The following is a 23435-nucleotide window of genomic DNA, read 5'->3' as shown; positions in this document are numbered from 1 at the left end:
CTATTTCAAGGTGTTCGCAAGGGCGACGAAGGCGGCCACGGGAACTTCCTCGGCTCGCATTTCCGGACGCAGGCCTGTATCGGCCAGCGCGGCCGCCAGATCGCCACCAAGCCCTTTGAGGCTCTGGCGCAGCATTTTGCGCCGCTGGCCGAAGGCCGCCTGCGTGACCCGTTCCAGGGCGGCTGCGGTACAGGGCAGGGGCGTCGGCCGCGGGCGCAGATGCACCACCGAAGAGGTGACCTTGGGCGGCGGCACGAAGGCACTTGGCGGTACGTCGAAAACGATTTCGGCTTCCGTCCGCCACCCGGCCAGGACGCCGAGGCGGCCATAGGCATCGTCCGCTTCGGTTGCCACGATACGTTCGGCGACCTCCTTCTGGAACATCAGCGTCATCGACTGGAACCAGGGCGGCCAAGGCTCGGTCTTCAGCCAGCCGATCAGCAGGGGCGTGGCGACATTGTAGGGCAGGTTGGCGGCGATGCGGACCGGCCCTTCCAGTCCTGCGATCAAGGCCGGCCAATCGGCTTCGAGGGCATCGCCGGCATGCACGGTCAGCCGGCCGGGATAATGAGCGGCAATTTCGGCCAAGGCCGCCAGACAGCGCTCGTCGCGTTCCACGGCAACCACGTGCCTCGCTCCGCAGGCCAGCAACGCCCGGGTGAGGCCGCCAGGGCCGGGGCCGACCTCCACGACATTCACCCCCTCCAGCGAGCCGCCGGCACGCGCGATCTTGGCGGTGAGATTGAGGTCGAGCAGGAAGTTCTGGCCAAGCGACTTCTTGGCCATCAATTCATGCTGGCGGATGACCTCGCGCAGCGGGGGAAGAGTATCGATCTGCACCATGACGGGCCCCAAAGCGTTTTGCGATCTGACGGCGTTGCCCGGAATCGCAAAGACGCGCCAAGACAAGGAGTTAGAGCAGAGTGCGATTCGATGGAATCGCACTCTGCTCTAGAGCATCGGACATTTAATCGTACGCATATCCAGCGGCGTTAAGATAGTTCCAGCATTCTTTTGGGGTGAAGAGATCGCAGATATCGCCGATTGCGTTCCAGAGTTGTTCGAAAGTTCGAGCGGCAGCCGCCCTCAGATGGGCTTTGAGTTTGGCAAAGGCCATCTCGATGGGATTGAGGTCGGGGGAGTAGGGCGGCAGGAAGAGGAACCAGGCGCCGGCCTGCTTCAGGCATTGTGCGGCATTGGTGCTTTTGTGGACGGCGAGATTGTCGAGAATGACGACATCGCCCCTGGAGAGTGTGGGCGCCAGTTGGGTTTCAATCCAGAGTCGAAGGCTTGCCGGTCCATCGCCTTGTCGACCACCCAGGGTGCGGTCAGCCCATGACAGCGCAAGCCCGCGATGAAGGTCTGGGTTTGCCAATGGCCGAACGGTGCTTGGGCATGGAGCCGTTCGCCGCGCGGGCAGCGGCCGCGTAACCGCACCATTTTGGTGTTCACGCTCGTCTCGTCCACGAACACCAGCCGATGCGGTTCCAGCCGCATGCGCGGCTGGCGATAGTCAATCCACAGATGACGTTCGGCCTGGATGTGTGCGCGTGCGCGTTCCGACGCCATCAGCGCTTTTTTTATATGTGAAGCCGTTTCGGCACAAAAAGCGCGACAGCACAGCAGGAGCAGCCCGCAAATTGTGGACTTCTCCGAGCCGTGCGGCCAGTTCCGGCATGGTGATGTCGGGCCTTGCTTCCACAACACCGATCAGGAAACCGGCAACTCCAGCCAGTTTACCTCCACCAGGAGGACGCCCCTGACGCGCGGGTGCCCCTGATCCATAGACAACCACACGCTGCAGCAGCTTCACAGCGAAGCTCTCGCTCACTTCAAAATGACGAGCCGCAGCTCGGCGCGAATGGCCGTTCTCAACAAAGCTGACAATCCGATCGCGAAGATCCTGAGAATAGCTCCTGCCCATGATCCACCTCCAATAACGGTGAATCACAAATTGCCCTCCAAGGGAATCGCCGATTCCAGTTTCAGATCCGACGCTCTAACGTGACATTCTGTCGGCCAGTGACAGGCTGGCGAGGAAACTGGAAGGGTTGGCCTTGCCCGTGCCCGCAAGATCGAAGGCCGTGCCATGATCGGGCGAAGTGCGGACGAAGGGCAGGCCCAGGGTCACGTTGACGGCCTCGTCGAAGGCCAGCGCCTTGGCCGGCGCCAGGGCCTGATCATGATACATGCACAGGGCCGCATCATAGGTCTGCCGCGCCCGGGCATGAAACATGGTGTCGGCGGGCAGGGGACCCCGGGCGTCGATGCCGGCGGCCCTGAGCCTGGCGACGGCGGGTGCGACCACGGCGTTGTCCTCGCTGCCCAAAGTGCCGTTCTCGCCGGCATGGGGATTGAGCCCGGCAACCGCGAGGCGCGGTGCGGCGATACCGAAGCGGGCCCCGAGGTCCTGGGCAACGATCAGGCCTGTTTCGTAGATCAAGTCCTCGGTGAGGGCCGTGGGCACCTCGGCCAGGGGGATGTGGATGGTGACCGGCACAACCGCGACGGTTTCGGACCAGATCATCATCACGGGCCTAAAGGCAGATTCTCGATATTGCCCATCAGTGGCTCGATCGGGAAGAATCGGCTTGCCATCGCCCTGCCAATGGCGCCGGGCCAGTTCGCCCAGGAATTCGGTGTGCCCGGGATGGCCGAAACCGGCGCGGTAGAGCACCTCCTTCATGATCGGTGACGTCACCACGGCCCGAGCATGGTTCTCGCGAATTGACAGTATGGCTCGTTCGATCGACTCGATGACCGCACCGGCACTAGCGACATCGGGCTTGCCGGGCCGATCGGGTACCGGATTTAGCAGGGGGACGACGGGAAGGCCGCGCGCGAAGGCTGCAGGCGCGCCGGCTTCGTCGGTCTCGATGATGGCAAGGTCCAGGCCGATCCGCCTGGCGCGCGCCGACAACAGGGCGGGGTCGGCATAGACGAAGAAGGGCGCCCCTTCCCGGCGGGCCGCGCCTGCCATCACGATCAGTTCGGGCCCGATGCCAGCCGGTTCTCCCATGGTCAAGACAATCGGCAGGGCGGGCTGTTCGGTCGGCATTGTCAGGTCAGATGGGCTCGCTTGATCTCAGAAGGTCTTCAGATTGCCGTAGCGGTCGGTATAGCTGCTCGGCTTGGTGACATTGAGATCGTCGAAGTCGTTGTTCCAGACCTTGTTGGTGAATTCCTTCGGGCTACCACTGACGCCGAGGCCACGCAGTTGCAATTGGAACTGCACCGTGGTGTCGTATTTCAACGACGTGGTGTCATAGGAACGCGAGACGCTCATACCGAGCGCGATGCAGGCGTCGACATAGGTCAGTCCAGCATAGCTCGACGCGAATTTCTTCGTCTTCATATCGTAAAGAGCACCGGCGCTGGCGATCCAGTTCTCGCTCAGCTTCAGGGCGGCTTTGCCGTTGACGCCTTCGCGATCGTCGAGCCCAAGCAGGGGCTGGGCATCATAGCGCGCATAGGTGACATCGGCCTTCAGGCGTCCGAGGGTGCCGAGGACACCGATCTCGAACTGCCGCATGTCCCAGTTCTTCTGGTCGAAGCGGGCACCCGACATCACGGCAAAATTGTTCACCGGCTGCAGATAGACACGCCCGACATAGTCGGAAACGTTGCGATCCAGTCCCGACTGCAGGCCCGTATTGGCCATGTCGCCGGTGGTGTAGGGGTTGGTGCCGCCGAAGGAATAGGACTGGCCGAACATGGCGTTATAGTAGCCGCCGCCATTGGTGGTCAGCGAATATTGCAGGCCAGCATTGATGCGAGAGCCGTCCTCGACCCGGTCATAGCCGGAATACTTGTCCCAGGCGAACAGGTTGCTGTCGTCGAAAATCAGGCTCTGTGCGTCTTCGTTGGGGAAGACGCCGCTCTGCATCGCCTTGGGGCGCAGGATGATCTGGGCGATCGGTTCGATGATCTGCGTACCCCAATCGGACTGCGAGATGAAGGGATAGCGATAGTCGAGGCCGATGGCTGGCACCAGGCGTGCGGCCGTATCGTTCTTCTTGTTGCTGACGAACTGGTCGGCAGGGTTGCCGTCGAGCTGGGTGAAGCCCAGATCGCCGCGGACATAGGCGAAGGGGGTCCACTGCTGCCCATAGGTGTCGGTAAAGGTCTTCTTCCAATAGGCGTTGATCGAGGCGCGGGTATAGGTGCCATCAATGCCGCGCTGCAGGCAGTTCGTCCGGGTTTTCGGAGAGAGGTTGTCGCAGTTGTAGCCCAGAATATTGTCGAAGGCAGCCTGCTGACGCGTCAGGCTGGTCAGATTGAAGTTCCAGCCCAGTTCGCCGCCGAGCACCGGGTGGTCGACGATATAGTCATAGTCGAGCACCGGCGCGACGACGGGCAATTGCTTCTGTACGTCGGCCGTGGTCAGGCCCTGGAAATAATAGGCGCGCAGATCGAACCAGGATTTGGTGCCCACGCCCGTCAGATAGACGGTGGAGGTCGCCTCGGTCTTGCCCCGCAGATTGTCGAGCCGGTAGTCGCGCCAATAATATTTGTCGCTCAGCAGCGAGCCGTCCCAGCCGAAGCGCCATTTGTCGTTCAGCCAGAATTCGCCCTTGGACGAAATCGAGCCGCGCCAATTCGGCTTGCCAATATCCTCATTGGCGAACTTGTCCGGGTCGCTGATGAAGGCACCCGATGCCATCACCGAATAGGCGCCATTCAGCGTGCGATGGCGCCACTCGATCTGGCCCGTCGGCCCCTGACTGCTGGCATAGCCGGGCGTGAGCGTCAGATCGTAGTTGGGAGCGAGGTCGATGAAATAGGGCAGTTCGGCCCCATAGCCGATCCGGGAGCTATGGAAATAGCGCGGCGTGATGAAGCCGCTCTTGCGGGTGACGGTCGGGTCGGGTGTCGACATATAGGGCAGGTAGGCGATCGGCATGCCGAAGAACTCAAAGCGAGCATCTTCGAAATAGATCATCTTCTCCTGCTGGTTGTGGATGACCTTGACAGCCTTGATCTGCCACAGCGGCGGCTTTTGCGGATTGTCGGCACAGGGCGAGCAGGCGGAATAGATGCCGTTCTGGAACACGGTGACGTTGCCGCCGGTGCGCTCGGCCCGGTTGGAGGCGATATAGAGCTCGTCCGCCGTCACCGTCTTCAGCGAATTGACGAAGCCGTCCTTGAAATCGTCGGTGAGGTCGAAATTATCGGCATAGGTCTTCGTGCCGTCGGCTTCGGTGATCACGACATTGCCGTTGGCGCGCACGCGCTTACCCTTGCGGTCATAGACCACACGGTCTGCCTGCAGGGCGCGGCCATTGTAGTAGATCTGCACCGTGCCGATGGCCGTTACGACCTCGTTGTCCTGATCATACTGCATCTCCCTGGCCTTGAGGACCATGTTGGAGCTGCCTTGGCCTCCGGCACCATCGGAACGTGCACCCAAGGGCCCGAGCAGGTTCTCCTGGGCGTGAACTTTCGATGGCAACAACGCAAACGACAGCGCTGCAACCGCAACAGTGGTGCACAGCATGGTCGTAAGGAAGTGGCGAGCTGATACGCGCATCAGCCATCCTCCTGGTTAAGCAACACGGTAAATCCGATCAGGGCCGCAATGGCGGCCGGAGTCCAAGCGGCGACGGCCGGCGCAACCAGCCCCGCAATGCCCAGGTCCTTGGCCATTTTGGTTACGACATACAGCAAGAAACCCGCCCCGATTCCACTCAAGATCATCACACCAATACCACCCAGGCGAGCAAACCGAAGCGATACCGTCGCGGCGATCAGCACCATCGCCACGAGCAGCAGGGGACGAGCAAGAAGCGTCTGATATTGCAACCGGTAGTCATTTGCTTCAAGTCCCGCGGCGCCCTGTTGTTCGATTGATGAAGGGAGTCTCCAGAAAGACACGCTGTCTGCCGACACCGCAAATTGCTGATCAACCTGAGACTTGGTCAAATTGCTAGGAAAATCAACGGTTTCTGAGGTTTTTACCGACTGGTTGGGGATGAATTCCTGAACCTTGGATAGATGCCAGGCACCCTTGTCAAGTTTTGCGGTATCCGCCTCGATGCGCCTGATAAAGCGGCCATCGGCATCGAGGGCATAGATGGTGACCCCCGTCAGCGCGCCGTTGTCGCTATTCTCGGCCGAGGTATGGATGACCGCCTGGCCATCGCGGATCCAGCGGCTCTTGTCGTCGTCGCGCACCTGGCGAGAGCCGAAGACACGCGTATCGAGCACGTCGCTTCTGGTTTTCAGCGCTGCCGAGAGCGGGTTGAAGGCCATCGCGGCAAGGAGGCCGAGGAGGACGGCACAGATGATCGGCGGGGCCAGGAACTGCCAGACCGACAGGCCGGCGGCGCGCATCACCACCAGTTCGAGCCGTAGGCTGAGATTGACGAAGCAGATGATGGCCCCGAACAGGAAGACGAAGGGCAGGGTCTGCTCGATGATGGAGGGCGTCCGCAGCAGAGACAGAGTGGCGATCGAGCCTACGGATACATGTGGCAAGTCGCTGGCGCGCCGGCTGGTCTCGGCAAAATCCAGCAGGAAGATCATGACGAACAGGAAGGCGAGCACGCCGAAAATGGCGATCAGGAAGCGCTTGCTGAGGTAACGACCGAGGGTGGAGGTCATGATCATGCGCGCGCCGTCCGGTTGGCGAGGCGCGAAGTCAGGTCATTGTACCAGTTCGTCAAGCTGCGCGGCAGCGACAGGCGCAAATGGCCGGTAATGACGGCAAGGCAGATCAGGGACGTCAGGACCGGCACGCCGAATGCGATATAGACGCCGCCAGCCGTGTGCACGCTCAGACTCTGCGTGGCGATGAAGCCGAGAATGCGCACCACCACGACGCTCAGAATGGCAAAACCGATCGCGCTGGCCCGACCCTGGCGGGTTGTGCGCGCCTGGCCGAGGAAGGCGAGGGCGATCAGCATGAAGGCGATCGGATAGAGGGGAGCGGTAAACCGGTCCACAAGTTCGCCGCGAACGCGGCCACGCTCGGCCGGTCCTTTCATCTCGGATGGCTGGGCGTTCCAGAGTTCACTGGTGTAGCGGTCGCGCGGCTTGTAGTTGATGGCATCGTTGTCGTCGCGGGCGAGCTGGGAGAGGTCGAACTGATATTGCTCGAAGGTGACGATCGAGGCATCCGAGGAGGCGCCGCCTTCCTGCTGCTGCAGCGAGCCGTTGTTCAGGACCAGCACCAATCCCGTCGAGGTATCGACGATCTTGCCGGTCCCGGCGATATAGGTCTTGGTCTTGCCCTTGTCGCGAGCATCCTGCACGAAAATACCGAGCAGCGTGCCATCTTCCTGGCGTTTACGGATATGGAAGGTGAAGCCGCGCAGAGCGGTGAACTGGCCTTCCTTGAGGAAGTGCTGCACCACGTCGGCCGCGGCGGCGACACGCCAGGCGGTCAGCTCATGCTGGCTGGCAGGCTGGATATAGAGGGTGACGGCGGCGATCCCCGCGGCGACGAGGCCGGTAATGCCGGCAAAGGGCGTGATCAGCCGCGAGGGGGAATAGCCCGCCGCATTGAGAACGACAAGTTCGGAACCGGCATTGAGACGTTGCAGCAGCCATACTGCGGCCAGGAAGACAGCAAGTGGCGCGACCACCACCATAAGCGCAGGCAGGGCAAGCGAACTGATGGCCAGGAAGACCAGGACGGACTGGCCCTGTGCCGTCATGACATTGAACTCGCGCAGGGCGCCGACCATCCAGGCCAGGAGCGTCAGCACGACGAGGCAGACCAGAAAGGCAAAGCCAAACTGTCTGGCAATATATCGGCTGACGAGGTTCATTGCCTTCTCGGGTCTCCTACCCGTTGCTTGTATCCTCCTGCTAGGTGGCAGGCGAGACGTTTGTATGGCAGGACCGAGGCTGCGAGCGATTTGTTGTAGACATGGTTACGGATTGACATGCAAAAGTCCCAACAAGCCGTCAACCGCGCGGCAGCTTCCTAGAATGGGCATCAATTATGGTTTCCGAATTGAAACTGTCTTTTTCAAAAGTCGAGAAAATTGCCGACGGCATTGCCGTCATATTCACAAATATCGATTTGGCCGTATCGCCTGAAACGGAAGCTGCTCTACCGGGTATCGGCAGTCTGGTCAAACGTGCGGCTTCCGCCGATAATTTCAAGGGGAAGGCGCTGGCCTCCCTCGACATTCTTGCTCCGTCCGGCCTGCCGGTGGACCGGGTGATCGCGGTTTCTCTCGGCAAGGCTGAAGAAAGCGCCCGCACCGATTGGGTCAAGGCCGGTGGCAATGTGATCGGCAAGCTGCCGGTCTCGGCGAAGACGGTTACCGTGGTGCTGGACCTGCCGGAGGCGGCCATCACCGCCGATCAGGTGGCGGACTTCGCCCTCGGGGCCAGGCTGCGGGCCTATAAGTTCGAGCGCTACAAGACGCGCAAGCAGGACGATGCGGCGAGCAAGGTGCTTGAACTGACGATCGCCAGCGGTGTCGACGGCGCGGCCAAGAAGGCTGGCAAGTCTCGCGAGGCGATCGCCGACGGCGTCAGGCTTGCTCGCGATCTCGTCAACGAGCCGCCGAACGTGCTCTATCCCGAGGCCTTCGCCAAACGCGCGGCCGAACTGGAGGAACTCGGCGTCGAGATCGACATTCTCGACGTCAAGGCCATGAAGAAACTCGGCATGGGGGCGCTGCTCGGTGTCGGCCAGGGCTCCGAGCATGACAGCCGGCTGGTGGTGATGCGCTGGAATGGCGCCAAGAATCGCGAGGCCAAGCCTGTTGCCTTCATCGGCAAGGGCGTGACCTTCGACACCGGCGGCATTTCCATCAAGCCGGCTTCCGGCATGGAAGACATGAAGGGCGACATGGGCGGTGCGGCCTGCGTGGTCGGGTTGATGCACGCGCTTGCCGCCCGCAAGGCCAAGGCCAACGTCATCGGGGCCATCGGCGTGGTCGAGAACATGCCAGACGGCAAGGCCCAGCGTCCGGGCGATATCGTCACCTCGATGTCGGGCCAGACCATCGAGATCATCAACACCGACGCCGAGGGCCGGCTCGTGCTGGCGGATGTGCTCTGGTACATCCAGGACAAGTACAAGCCGCAATTCATGGTCAATCTCGCCACGCTCACCGGCGCCATCATGGTGGCGCTCGGCCAGGAATATGCCGGCCTCTTCTCCAACAATGACGATCTCGCCGGGCGCCTGTTCGTGGCAGGGCAGACGACGGGCGAGAGGGTCTGGCGCATGCCGCTCGGCCCTGAATACGACAAGCTGATCGATTCCAAATTCGCGGACATGAAGAACACCGGCGGCCGCAATGGCGGGTCGATCACGGCGGCCCAGTTCCTGCAGCGCTTCGTCAACGAGACGCCTTGGGCCCATCTCGACATCGCCGGCACCGCCATGGGCTCGCCCGCCAGCGACGTCAACCGCAGTTGGGCTTCGGGCTGGGGCGTGCGCCTGCTCGACCGGCTGGTGGCTGAGCATTACGAGGGGTGAGGATCACACTGTTCGGCACGCCTGACAGCGTCTATACACGGATCATCCGGCTGATCCTGGATTTCAAGAATGTCGGTCATGACTTTGTCATGGCTGATATTTTCGACGACAGGGGCGTGCCGAATGAGTATGAGCGGCTGCATCCGTTCCGGCGTATTCCGAGCATCGAGATCGATGGTACGGTCGTCTATGAGACCGACGCCATTGCGCATTATCTCGAGGCGCTGCTGCCCGATCCTTTCCTGATACCGGCCGATCCTCGCGCGGCTGTACGCATGCGACAGATCATGCGCGTGGTCGACAATTACGCCTATCGGCCTCTCGTATGGGGAATCTACGTGCCACAATGGTGGCGCGATGGCACGATGCCCACCCCGGAGACACTGGCGCAGGCCGAGGTGGCATTGCGCGCCCTGCAGGAATTGGTATGCGAGGGGGGTGTCGGGCTTTCTCCCAACTTGGCTTGGTGCTACCTCGCACCCGTCCTGGCCGTTGCCGACAGTGTCTCGGCTGGAAGCGAGTTGATCGATCGCGTGCCGGCGCTGAAGGAATGGTGGCATTCTATCCGAAACGCGCCTGCCATGCTGCGGACGCGCTCGCCGGAAAGCGACTATTGAGAAAGGGGAGATGATGACGGAATTGCTCTTCTATCATCTGCAGAGAGCCCCGCTTGAACGGATTCTGCCGGGCCTTTTGGAAAAATCCCTGCAGCGCGGCTGGCGTTGCGCGGTGCAGGGGCCGCAGGAGCGCCTGCGCGCGCTCGACGACGTATTGTGGACCTATAATGATGAAGCCTTCCTGCCGCATGGCCTGGAGAGTGACGATGGTCCGGCCCAGCCGATCGTGCTGGTGGCGCATGAAGGCAATCCCAACGGGGCCGTGATTCGTTTCCTCGTCGATGGCGCGCCCTTGCCGACGGATGCGCCGAGCTATGAACGCATCGTGCTGATGTTCGACGGCAACGACGCCGACGCCGTGCAGGGGGCGCGGGATCAGTGGAAGCAGGCCAAGGAACTCGGCTTTGCCGCGACCTATTGGCAGCAGAGCGACGAGGGGCGCTGGGAAAAGAAGGCGTAGGCCAGACCTGATCGAATCGGAAATCGATCTAAAGCGTTTTGCGATTTGGCGGAATCACTTCAAATCGCAAAGACGCGTCGAAACAAAGAGTTAGAGAAAAGTCCGGTTCGGAGAAATCGCACTTTGCTCTAAGCGCATTCCTGCCCCCTGGCTGACGAAACTTCCGGACCCTGCCCGAAATGCGCGCGGGCATGGTCGATGAAGGCGCTTGCCATCCAGGTAATGGGAAATTGGCGCGGTGTGATGATCACGGCCTTTTGCGGGGGCAGCACATCCTCGAGCTCCACGATGGCCAGCGGGAGGCCATCCTCGCTGACACCGGACCGGGAGCGCGTGGTCAGCAGGGCAATACCGAGGCCGTTGGCGACGAGGCCGCGCACCATATCGATCGTGCGTGCCTCCATCCCCAGGGTGGGTGTCACCCCCGCCTGGCGGAACAGTGCCAGGAAATAGTCACGGCTGTGCGGCAGATTGATCAGGATCAGCGGCCAGGCCGCGAGATCCTGTAGCCGGGCGCGGCGTTTGTCGGCAAGCGGATGGCCGGCCGGAACGAGCACGTAGGGTTTGAATTCAGCGACGGTCTCGGCCGTGCCGGTGCGGCCGAGATCGAGATCGTAGAGAAGCGCAACCTCGATCAACCCGTTGTCGACCAGCCGGTGCAGTTCCTCGATATCGCCCTCCCGCATCCGGACTTCGACATGCGGATGGGACTGGCGAAAGGCGCGGATGATGGGCGGCATGTGCAATGGGCCCAGCGTTGCGAGACAGCCGACGTCGACGAAAGTCTTCCGCCCGGATGAAACGCCCGGGGAAGCGGCCCAGGCATTGATCTGGGACAGGATGGAGCGAGCTTCGGCAAGCTTGTCGCGGCCGGCCTGGGTGAGGACGAGGCCCTGGGCGTGGCGGCGCACGAACAGGGGCTGACCGACCCTTTCCTCCAATTGGCGGATGGCCACGGAAATCGCCGGCTGGGAGACATGAAGGGCGCGGGCCGCCTGGGCTGTGCCCTCATGCTCGGCGGCAGCAACGAAATAGCTCAGCTGGCGTACTGTGACCATGAATAGGAAAAACTTATTCTGTTGATGCAATAAGATTATTTGCATCTATTCAAGAACTGTCAAATCCTGCGGAAGAACCAAGGAACAGTCATGACTGGATTTGACCTGCCGCTCGAGGGCCTCGTCGTGCTCGATTTTTCGCGCGTGCTCGCGGGGCCCTTCGCCACCGCTCTCCTCGCCGATGCTGGCGCCGACATCATCAAGGTCGAGGGACGCGAAGGCGACGACTATCGCCATGTCGGCCCGTTCGTCGGCAACGACAGCGCCCTGTTCGAATTCGCCAATCGCGGCAAGCGCAGCATCGTACTCGACCTTAAGAGCGAGGCCGACCGTGCCACGGCGCGGCGGCTGGCGGCCGGGGCCGACGTCGTGGTCGAGAATTTCCGGCCGGGCGTCGCATCGCGGCTCGGCATCGCCTATACCGACCTCGTCGGTGAGAATCCCGATCTCGTCTATCTCAGCATTTCCGGTTTCGGACAGGAAGGTGTCGGGCGCGATCGGCCGGCCTATGACATCATCGTGCAGGCGGAGAGCGGGCTGATGGCGTTGACGGGCACGTCCGACGGGCCGCCCACCTTGATCGGGGAGGCCATCGGCGACATTGCCGCCGGTCTGTATGGCGCCTGGGCCGTCACCGCCGCGCTGTGGCAGCGCGAGCGCACCGGGCGTGGCTGCCATATCGACCTCGCCATGTTCGATGCCCTGCTTTCGCTGCTGCCGACCGGAGCGTGCCGCTATCTGGCGACGGGCCGCGTGCCGATGCGCGCCGGCAACCGCCACCCGCTCTCGGCGCCTTTCGGGGCCTATCGAACCGCTGACGGCCATGCGGTGATTGCGGTCCTCAATGAGAAGCTATTTGCCCATTTCGCCGCGACCATCGGCCAGCCCGAACTGGCGAGCGATCCGCGCTATCACACCGATTCTCTGCGCTCGGACAACGAGCCGGCCTTGCGCGGCTGCGTGGAGCAATGGACGGGAGGGCGGTCGACCGACGAGGTGGTGAAGGTCCTGGCCAGCGCCGGCATCCCAGTGGCACCGATCAGCACCGTGGCGCAGGCGATCGATTCGGAGCAGGCGCGCGGGCGTGGCCTTTTTCGGCAAGGGAGCATTGTCCCCCTGCCGGAACAGCCTGCCCATTTCTCCGGCTCCCGGCGTGGCCGGCCCATGCGAGCGCCGCGGCTCGGAGAGCACACGCACGACATCCTCGCCGGTCTGGCCGCACAGGAGGAGCGATCATGAATTTCGAGCCGGATGCCGACACCCTCGCGGTGGTCGAACAGATCCGCCGCTTTGCCGAGGACGTCCTCAAGCCGAATGCCCGTGAGATCGATGCGAACGGGATCTTCGCGTCGCGGCATATTCCGGCTCTGGCCGAACTGGGCGCGATGGGCATGAACCTGCCGGAGGCATGGGGCGGCCCCGGCCTCTCGCCGGTGGCGCTCTATCTTGCCGTCGAGGCTTTGGCGGCCGGTTGCGGTTCCACCGTCTCCATGATGACGGCGCATTTCCTGGCGACCGATGCGATCCTCATCGGTGGCGACGATGCGCAGCGCAGCCGCTATCTGCCAGATGCGGCTGCAGGCAAGACCCTTGGCGCATTCGGCCTGACCGAACCGGCTGCGGGCTCCAATCCGGCCGATATGACGACCCGAGCCGTCTGGGACGGCGGGTCGTATCATCTGCGAGGCGTCAAGCATTTCATCTCCAACGCGGCGCATGCCAATTTCATCGTCGTATTCGCCAAGACCGATGCCGCGGCAGGCGCGCGCGGCATCAGCGCCTTTGTGGTCGAACCGGCGAAAGGGGGGGTGAAAGTCGGTCCGCCCGAAAGGACGATGGGCCTGCGCGGTGGACATGTGTTCGAGGTCGAGTTCGACTGCCGCGTCGGCGAGGAGGCCAGGCTGGGACCCGAGGGGAGTGGCTTCAGAACCGCCCTGAAGACGCTCGACAATGGTCGCACCGAAGTCGCTGCCATGTGCACCGGAATGGCCGGCGAGGCGCTGGCCATGGCGGTGGAATGGGCGAAGACCCGCCACGTCGGCGGCCATCCGATCGCCGAGTTCCAGGGCCTGCAATGGATGCTCGCCGACATGGCGACCGAACTCGATGCCGCTCGCCTGATGGGACTGAGGGCCGCCTCCCTGCGCGAGAAGGGTGAGCGTTTTTCGAAGGAAGCCTCCATGGCCAAGCTGTTTGCCTCGGAAAAGGCCGGATCGATCATCGACCGCGCCCTGCAGATCCATGGCGGCTATGGCTATTCCCAGGAATTGCCCCTGGAGAGGATGGCGCGCGATGTCCGTATCATGCGCATTTACGAGGGTTCCTCGGAGGTACAGCGCAACATCATAGCGCGCATGGTGCTTGCCTGAGTGTTGTACGATCTGACGACTACCGCAAATCGTAGAGACTTGTCGCAACGAAGGGAGAGCAAGGACGTGGCTTCATCAAAGCGCGCTTTGCTCCCGGCGTCCTGATAGTAATACCTCCTCATGATTTAACGCGAGGCCGTGAACCATAAAACTGTCGTCGGGCGAAGGCGAAATCCTCTCTCGACGGTGCGCTAAAAAGCGGCTTCAATCCAATGGCTATCCAGGTGGAGAACATAATGAAAATCGGAACCTTATTGTGTGGCGCGCTGCTTGGGCTTGCCTTTGGCGGGCTCTCGGGAATGGCAGCGTCGGCCGATCAGCTGAGCAATGTCAAAAGTGCCGGTAAGATCGTGACGGCGACGGATATGCACTATGCACCGTTCGACATGGTCGTCGACGGCACCTATCAGGGCATGACCAAGGACCTGTTCGACAATGTCGCCAAGGAGATCGGCGTCGAACCCGTCTATCAGGACCTGCCCTGGACCTCCCAGCTTCCGGGCCTGGAAGTGTCGAAATTCGACATCGTCATCGCGCCGGTGACGATCACGCCGGAACGGCTCGAGCGCTACACCTTCACCCTGCCGATCGCCGACGCGACCGTCGGCATCGTCAAGGCCGCCGCCAACAAGGACATCAACAAGCCCGAGGACATCGCCGGCAAGACCGTCGGCGTGCAACAGGGCACGGCGCAGTTCAAGCAGTTGCAGGAATTCGGTGCCAAGGTCGGCAATGTGACCGTCAAGGAATACGGCACCACCGACGAGGCCTATGCCGATCTTGCCGCCGGTCGCCTCGATGCCGTGGCGGGCTCGGCGCCCAATCTTGCCTATCTCGTCAAGCAGCGTGGAGATGTGTTCGCCCTGCCTGAAGTGTCGACCTTCGGCAAGCCGACCTATTTTGGCTGGGTGCTCCGCAAGGGCGACGACAGCGCGAGCTTTGCCGGCGCCATCAAGGATGCCATCGTCAAGATGACCAAGGACGGGCGCGTCAAGGCGATCCAGGAAAAATGGCTCGGCAAATATACCGAGCTGCCGCTGGAGGTGCCGGCCAAGTGACCTGAAGTGTCTTCCGATTTGACGGATCCCGTCAGATCGCAAAGGCGCGTCGCAAAGAAGAGCTGGAGTAGGGTGTGATTCGCAGGAATCGTGCCTTGCTCTGGGAACGCATGGCCGCCTGGCGGCGCCGTGCTTCGGTCACTGGGCCTCCCCGCATGTTCTCGCTGAATGCCTTCATCAAGAGCTTCCACGCGCTGGCGCTGGGAGTGCCCAGTACCCTGATCGTCTCCCTGTTGGGCATTGCGATCGGGCTCCTCGTCGGCGCGATGATCTGCGCCGGCGCCCTGTCGCTCTCGCGTACGCTGCGGTCGGCAGCCGCCGTTTGGATCAGTTTCTTTCGCGGCGTGCCGCTGATGGTACAGTTGCTTTTGATGTTCTACCTCCTGCCGGTGACCGGCATCAACGTGCCGCCAATGGTGGCGGCGGTGCTGGCCGTCGGCCTGTGCTCCAGCGCCTATGTTGCCGAAATCTGGCGGGGCGCCATCAATGCGCTGCCCCGCGGACAAGCCGAGGCGGCGGTCGCCATCGGCATGCTGCCGCACGCGATCTGGACCCGGATCATCCTGCCGCAGGCGGTCCGCCTGTCGTTGCCGGCGCTCGTCAATGAACTCATCCTCTTGGTCAAGGCCTCCTCGCTGGTCTCCCTGGTCGGGATCTGGGAGATCACGCGAGCCAGCCAGGCAGAGGCTGGCGCGAGCTATCGCCCGCTCGAAGCCTATGTCGCGGCGGGATGTCTTTATCTCGTGATCAATCTGTGCCTGGCCACGCTTGGCCGGTACCTGGAACGAAGGGCGGCGGCATAATGGAGCTGATCGTTCACTACGGGCCGGCACTGCTGCGCGGTTTCGGCATGACGGTGCTGTGCTGGCTGGTCGGAACCGCCTGTTCCGTGGTCCTGGGCCTCGTCATCGCGCTTGCCCAGCGCTACGGGCCGGCGCCGTTGCGCTGGCTGCTCGTCGGTTATGTCGAGGCCATTCGCGGCACTCCCTTCCTGGTTCAGCTGTATGTGCTCTATTATGGCGGCCCCGCCTTCGGCTTGAGGCTGGATGCCCTGCCGGCGGGCCTGATCGGGCTGTCGATCTATGGCAGTCCCTATTTCGCCGAGATCTTCCGCTCGGGCTTCAATGCGGTCGCGGTGGGGCAGATCGAGGCGGCGCGAACCATCGGCATGAGCGAGTTCGCCATCGTGCGGCGCATCCTGCTGCCGCTCGCCTTGGTTTCGTCCCTGCCGGCGCTGGTCAATTTCGCCATCATCCTGACCAAGGAAACGGTGGTGCTCTCCACCATCACGGTGCCCGAGCTGCGCTATCAGGTCGACCGGATGATCACCGAGACCTTCCGCTATTTCGAGGCCACTTTGGCGCTGGCTCTGTTCTTCTGGGGTCTGGTGGAACTCGTCTCCCGGCTCGGTCGCTGGCTGGAAAGCCGCGTCACCCATTACATGATCGAAAGACGCTGATATGGAGCAGGCTTCCTCCGTCGAGATCCACAAGGTCGACAAGTTCTATGGGCCGTTCCAGGCGCTGAAGCAGATCTCCGTCTCGGTTCCCCCCGGCAAGGTCACCTGCCTGATCGGCCCCTCCGGATCGGGAAAGTCGACCCTGCTGCGCTGCATCAACTTCCTCGAAGAGTATGATGCCGGCGAGATCCGCATCGACGGCCGGCTGATCGGCTACGAGACCCCGGGTGGCCGCCGCATGGCCTCGGGCAAACTGCGCGAGATGCGCCGGCGCATCGGCATGGTGTTCCAGCAGTTCAATCTCTGGCCGCATATGACCGCGCTGCAGAATGTCGCCGAAGGACTTGTCCAGGTACGCGGCTTCTCCAAATCCGAGGCTGGTGCGCGCGCGGCTGAGGCGCTGCGCAAGGTCGGACTGGCCGACAAGATGGTGAGCCACCCCGGCCGGCTTTCGGGCGGGCAGCAGCAGCGCGTCGCCATCGCCCGCGCCATCGCCATGGAACCCCAGCTCATGCTGTTCGACGAGCCGACTTCGGCGCTCGATCCCGAACTCGTCGGTGAGGTGCTGAATGTTATGAAGCAGCTTGCCGCGGAAGGCATGACCATGGTGGTCGTCACCCATGAGATGGGCTTTGCCGCCCATGTCGGCGACCAGGTGGGCTTCATGGAAGCGGGCGAACTGGTTGCCGTCGATACGCCGGCGGCGATCTTCCACGACCCGGCCGACAAGCGTATCCAGTCTTTCCTGCGGACTTATAACGAGCGCAACAGTTTCTAGAGCGGCAAGCCTTGCTGCACGAGGCTTGCCGCAGGCCTACCCCTTCAACTGCGCCATGACGCCGGCAATGTCGCCCATGCCCCAATGCTCGGCGATCAAGCCGGCCTCGACGCGGAAGATGTCGCAAGAGGTGAAGCGCAAGGTTTTGCCCGTGGGGGCGATGCCGAAATAAGGGCCCTTATGCGTGCCGGTATAGACGAAGCTCGCGGCGACCTTGGCGCCCTGGCTCACATGCGTCTCTATCGCGACCTGCAGGTCCGGCATGGCGGTGAGGCGGGCCTGGAAGAAGGCCACGGTCGCCTGCTTGGCACTCAGCTCTTTGCGAGCCGGAGCGGCGGCACTGGCCTGGTTGTTGATGTAGATCTCGGCGAACAGAGCGGCGAAGCCGTCGATGTCGTGTGCATTCAGCCGGGCCGCGAAGCGCTCGGCGGCATTGGGCTCCTGCGCCAGTGCCGGCAGGCTCGTGCCACCCGCCAGGGCGAGCCCGCCCAGGATCATCAGTCTGCGTCCACAATCCATATCAGGCCTCCGTTCTTGCGTCAGGAAGACGCGTCCTCCAGGGCGGCACTGGCTTCCAGCCAGGCCTCTTCGGCGAGGAGAAGTCTTTCCTCGGCGGTGGCGCGGGCCTTGGCCATCTCGGCCGCCTTGTCGGGCGAACGCTCGAAAAGGCCGGGACGCGACAGCTTCTCGTCGAGATCCGCGATGATGGCCTGCAGCTTCTCCATGGCGGCCTCGATCTGGCGGATCCTCTCGCGGTCAGCCGCGGTTTGCGCCCGCCGCGCAGCATTGGTCTGGCGCTGCGTCGGCTCGCCGTTGCGCTCGCTTTTCTCCATGGCCGGCTTGGCCAGGACCAGGCGACGATAATCCTCCATGTCGCCCTCGAAGCCCTTGACCGTGCCGTCGGCCACCAGCCAGAGCCGGTCGACGCAGGCTTCGAGCAGATAGCGGTCATGGCTGATCAGGATGACCGCGCCGGGATAGTCGTTGAGCGCCTGGATCAGGGCCTGGCGGCTGTCGATGTCGAGATGGTTGGTCGGCTCGTCCAGGATGAGCAGATGCGGGCCGCCGAAGGTGGCCAGACCCATCAGCAGGCGTGCCTTCTCGCCGCCGGAAATGTTGGAGACCGGGGTGTCGGCCTTGTCGGCGCCGAAACCGATCTGGGCGGTGCGGGCGCGGATCTGGGCTTCGGTGGCGCCGACCATCATCTCGGCGACATGATCGCGGGCCGAGGCCGCCGGATTGAGCTCGTCGAGCTGATGCTGGGCGAAATAGGCGACCTTCAGCGCAGAGGAGCGCCGCATGCGGCCAGCCATCGCCGCCAGGCGCCCGGCCAGCAGCTTGGCGAAGGTCGACTTGCCGTTGCCGTTGGAGCCGAGCAGGCCGATGCGATCCTCGCTGTCGACCGAAAGGTCGAGCCGCGACAACACCGTGCGCTCGCCATAACCGGTGCTGGCGCCTTCCAGCGCGATGATCGGCGGTGACAGCGGCTTGGCGGGCGGCGGAAAGTCGAAGGGCCTGACTTCCTCGTCGACAATTGCCGCCACGGGCTCCATGCGCGCCAGCATCTTCATGCGCGACTGGGCCTGGGCCGCCTTGGTGGCCTTGGCCTTGAAGCGGTCGATGAAGGACTGGATGTGGCGGCGCTGGTCTTCCTGCTTCTTCCTGAGCTTCAGGCTCAGCGCCTGCTTTTCCCGGCGCTGTCTTTCGAAGCCGTCATAGCCGCCGCGATAGAGTTCGAGCCGGCCCTCGGTCAGATGCAGGATGTAGTCGACCGAGGCGTTGAGGAGGTCGCGGTCATGGCTGATCACCACCACGGTATGCGGGTAGGAGGCGAGATAATCCTGAAGCCAGAGCGTGCCTTCGAGGTCGAGATAATTGGTGGGCTCGTCCAGCAGCAGGAGATCCGGCTCGGTGAAGAGCAGGGCGGCCAGCGCCACGCGCATGCGCCAGCCGCCCGAGAATTCCGAGCAGGCACGGCTTTGTGCGGCATGGTTGAAGCCCAGACCTGCCAGGATGGTGGCGGCGCGGGCCGGCGCGGCATGGGAATTCTTGTCGGCGAGGCGGGTCTGGATCTCGGCGATGCGATGAGGATCGCTGGCGGTCTCCGCCTCGGCCAGCAGGGCCGTGCGCTCCTCGTCGGCCGCCAGCACCACCTCGATCAGGCTTTCGGGTCCACCCGGCGCTTCCTGGGCGACGCGGCCGATGCGCATGCCGCGCGGCACCGAGACGCTGCCGAGATCGGGGGAGACCTCGCCCATGATCATGCGGAACAAGGTGGTCTTGCCGGTGCCGTTGCGCCCAAGAAAGCCGACGCGCGCATCCGGCGGCAGCGCCACCGTGGCGTTGTCGAACAGGACGCGGGAACCAAGACGAAAAGTGAGGCCGTTCACATGCAACATGGCCGGGCTTTTGGCATGAGCCGGGCGGCAGGGCAATCATGCAATGCCTGCCGATGGCGATCGGCCGGCAAATGGCCGAAATCTTCAAGGCTTGCGCATGGCATGCATGGCATACCGGAAAAGAGCGTTCCTGCGGGAACCGAACAAGGAGTTATCGCAATGAAACCGCATATCAGCGTTCTGACCATCGGTGTGGACGATCTGGAAACCGCCCTGCGTTTCTACCGCGACGGCCTCGGCCTGCCCACCGAGGGCATCATCGGCCGTGAATTCGAGCATGGCGCCGTCGCCTTCTTCGATCTGCAGGGCGGATTGAAGCTTGCGATCTTCTCCCGCGCCAACATCGCGCACGACGCTGGTATCATGCAATCGGCGCACAGCCCGACCGAATTCACGCTCGGCCATAATGTCGGCAGCGAGGCCGAGGTCGATGCTGTGATGCAGCGGGCGATCGCAGCGGGTGCGCGCCTGGTAAAGCCCGCCCAGAAGACCTTCTGGGGCGGATATGCCGGCTATTTCCAGGACCCTGACGACCATTTGTGGGAGATCGTTTTCAATCCAGCCTTTCTGCCGGCTGCGTGAAAACCTGGTGCCGGAGCGGGGGAATACGCGGGAGGCTGGGGCCCCTTTCAGTAGTCCGCGCGGAGAACTATTCGGTCCTTCCGCTCCGTGAGGTAGCAGCTTGGTCTTGCCGAAGCTGGCAGTGTATGATCCCCGTTTTTAACCAATTGCTGAGGTTTCACTCGCAAATCCGGCATTTGTTTCATGGCGTTGCGCCAGAATCATGATACTTCATCTGTCTGTGGCGATTGGGGAGGTAAAATATTAATGCATTCCCCAGCGTCAATTTAGGATACCGGGCGACATCGAAATTGGTCCATGAAGATGAGTCATTCACGGCGTGAACCAAGCAACCTCTCATTAGACAAGCCCAAATGGATGAGACATGATTAAAAAACTCGCGGCAGAGTTCTTCGGAACGTTCTGGTTGGTTTTCGGTGGCTGCGGCTCTGCTGTCCTCGCTGCCCTCTTTCTCGGTCCGGGTAACGTGCAGCTCGGCATCGGCTTTGTTGGCGTCGCACTTGCCTTCGGCCTCACCGTGCTGACCATGGCCTATGCCGTTGGCGGTATCTCGGGCGGACACTTCAACCCTGCCGTCTCGCTGGGTCTGGCCGTCGGTGGTCGGTTCAGTTGGGCCGAGCTCATTCCCTACTGGATTGCGCAGGTCGTCGGCGGCCTCGCTGGCGCGGCGGTGCTCTATGCCATCGCCACCGGCAAGCCCGGCTTCGAGGTTGGAGGCTTTGCGTCCAACGGCTATGGCGATCTTTCGCCCGGCAAATACAGCATGGTCGCTGCCCTGATCACCGAAATCGTGCTGACGGCGGCGTTCCTGATCATCATCCTGGGTTCGACGTCGAAGGTCGCGCCGGCCGGCTTTGCGCCGATCGCCATCGGCCTTGGCCTGACGCTGATCCATCTGATCTCGATCCCGGTCACCAACACCTCGGTCAATCCGGCTCGCTCGACGGCGGTCGCTTTCTTTGCGCAGACCGGTGCGGTGAACCAGCTCTGGCTATTCTGGGTCGCGCCGCTGGTCGGTGCCATCGTGGGCGGCCTGATCTGGAAGGTGTTGCTGGAGCCTGAGCAGGCCTGAGGCTGACCCGCAACAAGACAAGCAAGCGGCGATCGGTCCCTCCGGTCGCCGCTTTTGCTTGGCAGCGAGGAAACTGAGCATTGCCGGAGCGTTTTGCGATTCGACGGAATCGCCAAGAATCGCAAAGACGCGCCCAGACAAAGAGCTAGAGCTTGAAGCCGGGAAGGGGCATGGCTATAAGCCGCTCACCTCAACTCATAGCAACCAGGACGATCATGGCTCTCGAGCGCACCTTTTCGATCATCAAGCCCGACGCGACCAACCGCAATCTCACCGGTGCCATCAATGCCGTGTTCGAGAAGGCTGGCCTGCGTATCGTCGCCCAGAAGCGCGTCCGCATGACCCGCGAGCAGGCCGAGACCTTCTACGGCGTGCACAAGGAGCGTCCCTTCTTCGGTGAACTCGTCGAGTTCATGATCTCGGCCCCCGTCGTCGTGCAGGTGCTGGAAGGCGAGAACGCCGTCGCCAAGCATCGCGAAGTGATGGGCGCCACCAATCCGGCCAATGCCGCCGAAGGCACCGTCCGCAAGCTCTTTGCTCTGTCGGTCGGCGAGAACTCGGTGCATGGCTCGGACTCGCTCGATAATGCCAAGATCGAGATCGGCCAGTTCTTCTCGGGCAACGAGATCGTCGGCTAAGCTGGCCGACGGGCTGCCGGCCTGATTGCACGTTCAGCTCGAACGCGCTTTGCTTCAGGCGGGCAGGCATCCTTCAAGGCGGATCCATTGGGTCCGCCTTTTCCCGATTTTAATTTTCTACTAATTCTATAGAAAATAATTGACACGCTCGCGCCGCCGTCGCACCCTTCGGTCATGAGGAGCGGGCAGCCCTGGTTTCCCCGCAAGCCGAACCTGTGGAAGGGGATCACCATGACCAGTTATTGTCGCTGCTGAGTCCTTTGCATTCGGGCGCCTGACCGGCGTCGCATCTCGCATACCCTTCATCACCGCATCGACGTTGCCGAGCGTTTTGCGACGCTCTTGCGCAGCGCATGACGGATCGCGTCTTCAAGGATCTCACATGACATCGCTCAACCGCCGCCTGTTCCTGGCTGCTGGCCTGGCTCTCGGCACCGCCCTCGGCGCGGCCCATGCGGCCGACAACAAGGTGACCATCGGCTTCCAGACCGGCGTGGACCCAGCCAAGGCGGCGCAGGCCGCTGGTGCCTATGAAAAGGCGACCGGCTGGCAGATCGCCTGGCGCAAATTCGATTCCGGCGCCGACGTGATTGCCGCCATCGCCTCGGGCGACGTGCAGATCGGCTATGTCGGTTCGAGCCCTCTCGCTGCCGCCGCCAGCCGCCAATTGCCGATCGAGACGATTTTCGTCGCCGCCCTCCTGGGCGATTCCGAAGAACTGGTGGTGCGCGACACCATCAAGGAACCCAAGGACCTCGCCGGCAAGAAGATCGGCGTGCCCTTCGTCTCCACCTCGCATTACAGCCTGCTGGCGGCGCTCAAGCATTGGGGCATCGCGCCAAAATCCGTACAGATCCTCAATCTGCGCCCGCCGGAACTGGCGGCGGCTTTCGAGCGCGGGGACATCGACGGTGGCTATGTCTGGGATCCTGCCTTGGGCAAGCTCAAGGAAAAGGGCAAGGTGCTGGTATCCTCGGCCGATGTCGCCAAATGGGGTGCGCCGACCTTCGACGCCTGGATCGCTTCGAAGGATTTCGCCAAGGCCCATCCCGATGTGGTGACCTCCTTCGTCAAAGTTACCGGCGAGGCCTACAAGACCTATCGCGACAAACCGGAGGCCTGGAGCGCCGCCTCCGATCAGGCCAAGGCGATCGCCCGGCTCACCGGCTCCAAGCCCGAGGACGTGCCGGATTTGCTGAAGGCCAATGTCTGGCCGCTCCTGGCGGAGCAATCCTCGCCCGACCTGCTGGGCGGTGCCACGATCAAGGCCATCGCCGACACGGCCGGATTCCTTGCCGAGCAGAAGAAGATCCCGACGGTGCTGCCGGATTATTCTGCCTATGTGAACAAGGCCTTCGCCGCACAAGCCCTGACGAAACTCTCCTCCCAATAGATTTTCGCAGGCTCGCCCGCCCCGGGATCTCCTCCCTTCCGGGGCGGGCCTTATTCAATGGCTTGAAACGGTGGCCCGCATCGTCATTGCGAGCTCTGCCAATCCGC

The 23435-nt window shown here is 62.6% G+C and carries 21 protein-coding genes and 1 pseudogene; 13 read left to right on the top strand and 9 right to left on the bottom strand.

The window, feature by feature from the left end:
- The 6 genes and pseudogenes from rsmA to lptF form a co-directional block, all read right to left on the bottom strand.
- The gene (gene rsmA, locus ACN6KF_RS12440; RefSeq protein WP_434957125.1) at nucleotides 1-843 is read right to left on the bottom strand and encodes a 16S rRNA (adenine(1518)-N(6)/adenine(1519)-N(6))-dimethyltransferase RsmA; all 843 of its coding nucleotides are present in this window, start codon (nucleotides 841-843) and stop codon (nucleotides 1-3) included.
- Between the two features lie 124 nt (nucleotides 844-967).
- Nucleotides 968-1924, bottom strand: a pseudogene (locus tag ACN6KF_RS12435) (IS630 family transposase).
- A gap of 75 nt (nucleotides 1925-1999) precedes the next feature.
- Nucleotides 2000-3058, bottom strand: a complete 1059-nt coding sequence (gene pdxA, locus ACN6KF_RS12430; RefSeq protein WP_434957124.1) for a 4-hydroxythreonine-4-phosphate dehydrogenase PdxA — start codon at nucleotides 3056-3058, stop codon at nucleotides 2000-2002.
- A gap of 27 nt (nucleotides 3059-3085) precedes the next feature.
- Nucleotides 3086-5530: an LPS-assembly protein LptD gene (locus tag ACN6KF_RS12425; protein ID WP_434957123.1), complete on the bottom strand. Its 2445-nt coding sequence runs from the start codon at nucleotides 5528-5530 to the stop codon at nucleotides 3086-3088.
- Nucleotides 5530-6609, bottom strand: coding sequence for an LPS export ABC transporter permease LptG (gene lptG / locus ACN6KF_RS12420; protein WP_434957122.1), 1080 nt, complete (start codon nucleotides 6607-6609; stop codon nucleotides 5530-5532). The genes ACN6KF_RS12425 and lptG overlap by 1 nt, the downstream gene beginning before the upstream one ends.
- A complete protein-coding gene (lptF, locus tag ACN6KF_RS12415) occupies nucleotides 6606-7772 on the bottom strand; it encodes an LPS export ABC transporter permease LptF (RefSeq protein ID WP_434957121.1) in 1167 nt (388 codons plus the stop codon). The genes lptG and lptF overlap by 4 nt, the downstream gene beginning before the upstream one ends.
- 176 nt (nucleotides 7773-7948) lie before the next feature.
- Between lptF and ACN6KF_RS12410 the strand changes: the two genes are divergently transcribed.
- From ACN6KF_RS12410 to ACN6KF_RS12400, 3 genes are read left to right on the top strand one after another with little or no spacing between them, the layout of a single operon-like run.
- Nucleotides 7949-9445, top strand: coding sequence for a leucyl aminopeptidase (locus ACN6KF_RS12410; RefSeq protein WP_434957120.1), 1497 nt, complete (start codon nucleotides 7949-7951; stop codon nucleotides 9443-9445).
- A complete protein-coding gene (locus tag ACN6KF_RS12405) occupies nucleotides 9442-10062 on the top strand; it encodes a glutathione S-transferase family protein (RefSeq protein ID WP_434957119.1) in 621 nt (206 codons plus the stop codon). Before ACN6KF_RS12410 ends, ACN6KF_RS12405 begins: the two co-directional genes overlap by 4 nt.
- 13 nt (nucleotides 10063-10075) lie before the next feature.
- Nucleotides 10076-10522: a DNA polymerase III subunit chi gene (locus ACN6KF_RS12400; protein ID WP_434959663.1), complete on the top strand. Its 447-nt coding sequence runs from the start codon at nucleotides 10076-10078 to the stop codon at nucleotides 10520-10522.
- A gap of 128 nt (nucleotides 10523-10650) precedes the next feature.
- On the opposite strand, the gene ACN6KF_RS12395 is transcribed toward ACN6KF_RS12400, so the two are convergent.
- Nucleotides 10651-11580: a LysR family transcriptional regulator gene (locus ACN6KF_RS12395; RefSeq protein ID WP_434957118.1), complete on the bottom strand. Its 930-nt coding sequence runs from the start codon at nucleotides 11578-11580 to the stop codon at nucleotides 10651-10653.
- 90 nt (nucleotides 11581-11670) lie between these two features.
- Between ACN6KF_RS12395 and ACN6KF_RS12390 the strand changes: the two genes are divergently transcribed.
- The 6 genes from ACN6KF_RS12390 (at nucleotide 11671) to ACN6KF_RS12365 (ending at nucleotide 17244) form a co-directional block, all read left to right on the top strand.
- On the top strand, nucleotides 11671-12819 hold the full coding sequence (locus ACN6KF_RS12390; RefSeq protein ID WP_434957117.1) for a CaiB/BaiF CoA transferase family protein: 1149 nt from the start codon (nucleotides 11671-11673) through the stop codon (nucleotides 12817-12819).
- A complete protein-coding gene (locus ACN6KF_RS12385; RefSeq protein ID WP_434957116.1) occupies nucleotides 12816-13949 on the top strand; it encodes an acyl-CoA dehydrogenase family protein in 1134 nt (377 codons plus the stop codon). The genes ACN6KF_RS12390 and ACN6KF_RS12385 overlap by 4 nt, the downstream gene beginning before the upstream one ends.
- Nucleotides 13950-14185: 236 nt before the next feature.
- Nucleotides 14186-15007, top strand: coding sequence for a transporter substrate-binding domain-containing protein (locus tag ACN6KF_RS12380; protein ID WP_434957115.1), 822 nt, complete (start codon nucleotides 14186-14188; stop codon nucleotides 15005-15007).
- 74 nt (nucleotides 15008-15081) lie between these two features.
- Nucleotides 15082-15810: an amino acid ABC transporter permease gene (locus ACN6KF_RS12375; RefSeq protein WP_434957114.1), complete on the top strand. Its 729-nt coding sequence runs from the start codon at nucleotides 15082-15084 to the stop codon at nucleotides 15808-15810.
- Complete coding sequence (locus tag ACN6KF_RS12370) at nucleotides 15810-16466, top strand: amino acid ABC transporter permease (RefSeq protein WP_434957113.1); 657 nt, start codon at nucleotides 15810-15812, stop codon at nucleotides 16464-16466. The genes ACN6KF_RS12375 and ACN6KF_RS12370 overlap by 1 nt, the downstream gene beginning before the upstream one ends.
- Before the next feature lies 1 nt (nucleotide 16467).
- Nucleotides 16468-17244 carry an amino acid ABC transporter ATP-binding protein gene (locus ACN6KF_RS12365; RefSeq protein WP_434957112.1) on the top strand — a complete coding sequence of 259 codons (777 nt, stop codon included), beginning with the start codon at nucleotides 16468-16470 and terminating at the stop codon, nucleotides 17242-17244.
- A 36-nt stretch (nucleotides 17245-17280) separates the two neighbouring features.
- Here the strand turns inward: ACN6KF_RS12365 and ACN6KF_RS12360 are convergent, their stop codons facing one another.
- Nucleotides 17281-17763 carry an ester cyclase gene (locus ACN6KF_RS12360; protein WP_434957111.1) on the bottom strand — a complete coding sequence of 161 codons (483 nt, stop codon included), beginning with the start codon at nucleotides 17761-17763 and terminating at the stop codon, nucleotides 17281-17283.
- A gap of 20 nt (nucleotides 17764-17783) precedes the next feature.
- Nucleotides 17784-19643, bottom strand: a complete 1860-nt coding sequence (locus ACN6KF_RS12355; RefSeq protein ID WP_434957110.1) for an ABC-F family ATP-binding cassette domain-containing protein — start codon at nucleotides 19641-19643, stop codon at nucleotides 17784-17786.
- A gap of 159 nt (nucleotides 19644-19802) precedes the next feature.
- On the opposite strand from ACN6KF_RS12355, the gene ACN6KF_RS12350 reads away from it, so the two are divergent.
- The 4 genes from ACN6KF_RS12350 to tauA all read left to right on the top strand — a co-directional run bounded on the left by ACN6KF_RS12350 (nucleotide 19803) and on the right by tauA (nucleotide 23328).
- A complete protein-coding gene (locus ACN6KF_RS12350) occupies nucleotides 19803-20225 on the top strand; it encodes a VOC family protein (RefSeq protein WP_434957109.1) in 423 nt (140 codons plus the stop codon).
- 364 nt (nucleotides 20226-20589) lie between these two features.
- Nucleotides 20590-21297, top strand: coding sequence for an aquaporin Z (aqpZ, locus tag ACN6KF_RS12345; RefSeq protein WP_434957108.1), 708 nt, complete (start codon nucleotides 20590-20592; stop codon nucleotides 21295-21297).
- A gap of 215 nt (nucleotides 21298-21512) precedes the next feature.
- Nucleotides 21513-21935: a nucleoside-diphosphate kinase gene (gene ndk / locus ACN6KF_RS12340; RefSeq protein WP_149254567.1), complete on the top strand. Its 423-nt coding sequence runs from the start codon at nucleotides 21513-21515 to the stop codon at nucleotides 21933-21935.
- Nucleotides 21936-22317: 382 nt separating this feature from the next.
- Nucleotides 22318-23328: a taurine ABC transporter substrate-binding protein gene (gene tauA / locus ACN6KF_RS12335; RefSeq protein ID WP_434957107.1), complete on the top strand. Its 1011-nt coding sequence runs from the start codon at nucleotides 22318-22320 to the stop codon at nucleotides 23326-23328.
- Nucleotides 23329-23435 lie beyond the last annotated feature (107 nt).

Origin of the sequence: Labrys methylaminiphilus subsp. lupini (genome assembly GCF_051161885.1) — a bacterium.
GTDB lineage: Bacteria > Pseudomonadota > Alphaproteobacteria > Rhizobiales > Labraceae > Labrys.
The sequence above is the reverse complement of the archived record's forward strand: the minus strand, read 5'-3'. Positions and strand labels throughout refer to the sequence as shown.

What these genes read in the sequence shown, in the direction of transcription:
- rsmA (WP_434957125.1), bottom strand. Translation starts at nt 843, where the DNA reads ATGGTGCAGATCGATACTCTTCCCCCGCTGCGCGAGGTCATCCGCCAG.
- pdxA (WP_434957124.1), bottom strand. Translation starts at nt 3,058, where the DNA reads ATGCCGACCGAACAGCCCGCCCTGCCGATTGTCTTGACCATGGGAGAA.
- ACN6KF_RS12425 (WP_434957123.1), bottom strand. Translation starts at nt 5,530, where the DNA reads ATGCGCGTATCAGCTCGCCACTTCCTTACGACCATGCTGTGCACCACT.
- lptG (WP_434957122.1), bottom strand. Translation starts at nt 6,609, where the DNA reads ATGATCATGACCTCCACCCTCGGTCGTTACCTCAGCAAGCGCTTCCTG.
- lptF (WP_434957121.1), bottom strand. Translation starts at nt 7,772, where the DNA reads ATGAACCTCGTCAGCCGATATATTGCCAGACAGTTTGGCTTTGCCTTT.
- ACN6KF_RS12410 (WP_434957120.1), top strand. Translation starts at nt 7,949, where the DNA reads ATGGTTTCCGAATTGAAACTGTCTTTTTCAAAAGTCGAGAAAATTGCC.
- ACN6KF_RS12400 (WP_434959663.1), top strand. Translation starts at nt 10,076, where the DNA reads ATGACGGAATTGCTCTTCTATCATCTGCAGAGAGCCCCGCTTGAACGG.
- ACN6KF_RS12395 (WP_434957118.1), bottom strand. Translation starts at nt 11,580, where the DNA reads ATGGTCACAGTACGCCAGCTGAGCTATTTCGTTGCTGCCGCCGAGCAT.
- ACN6KF_RS12390 (WP_434957117.1), top strand. Translation starts at nt 11,671, where the DNA reads ATGACTGGATTTGACCTGCCGCTCGAGGGCCTCGTCGTGCTCGATTTT.
- ACN6KF_RS12385 (WP_434957116.1), top strand. Translation starts at nt 12,816, where the DNA reads ATGAATTTCGAGCCGGATGCCGACACCCTCGCGGTGGTCGAACAGATC.
- ACN6KF_RS12380 (WP_434957115.1), top strand. Translation starts at nt 14,186, where the DNA reads ATGAAAATCGGAACCTTATTGTGTGGCGCGCTGCTTGGGCTTGCCTTT.
- ACN6KF_RS12370 (WP_434957113.1), top strand. Translation starts at nt 15,810, where the DNA reads ATGGAGCTGATCGTTCACTACGGGCCGGCACTGCTGCGCGGTTTCGGC.
- ACN6KF_RS12365 (WP_434957112.1), top strand. Translation starts at nt 16,468, where the DNA reads ATGGAGCAGGCTTCCTCCGTCGAGATCCACAAGGTCGACAAGTTCTAT.
- ACN6KF_RS12360 (WP_434957111.1), bottom strand. Translation starts at nt 17,763, where the DNA reads ATGGATTGTGGACGCAGACTGATGATCCTGGGCGGGCTCGCCCTGGCG.
- ACN6KF_RS12355 (WP_434957110.1), bottom strand. Translation starts at nt 19,643, where the DNA reads ATGTTGCATGTGAACGGCCTCACTTTTCGTCTTGGTTCCCGCGTCCTG.
- ACN6KF_RS12350 (WP_434957109.1), top strand. Translation starts at nt 19,803, where the DNA reads ATGAAACCGCATATCAGCGTTCTGACCATCGGTGTGGACGATCTGGAA.
- aqpZ (WP_434957108.1), top strand. Translation starts at nt 20,590, where the DNA reads ATGATTAAAAAACTCGCGGCAGAGTTCTTCGGAACGTTCTGGTTGGTT.
- ndk (WP_149254567.1), top strand. Translation starts at nt 21,513, where the DNA reads ATGGCTCTCGAGCGCACCTTTTCGATCATCAAGCCCGACGCGACCAAC.
- tauA (WP_434957107.1), top strand. Translation starts at nt 22,318, where the DNA reads ATGACATCGCTCAACCGCCGCCTGTTCCTGGCTGCTGGCCTGGCTCTC.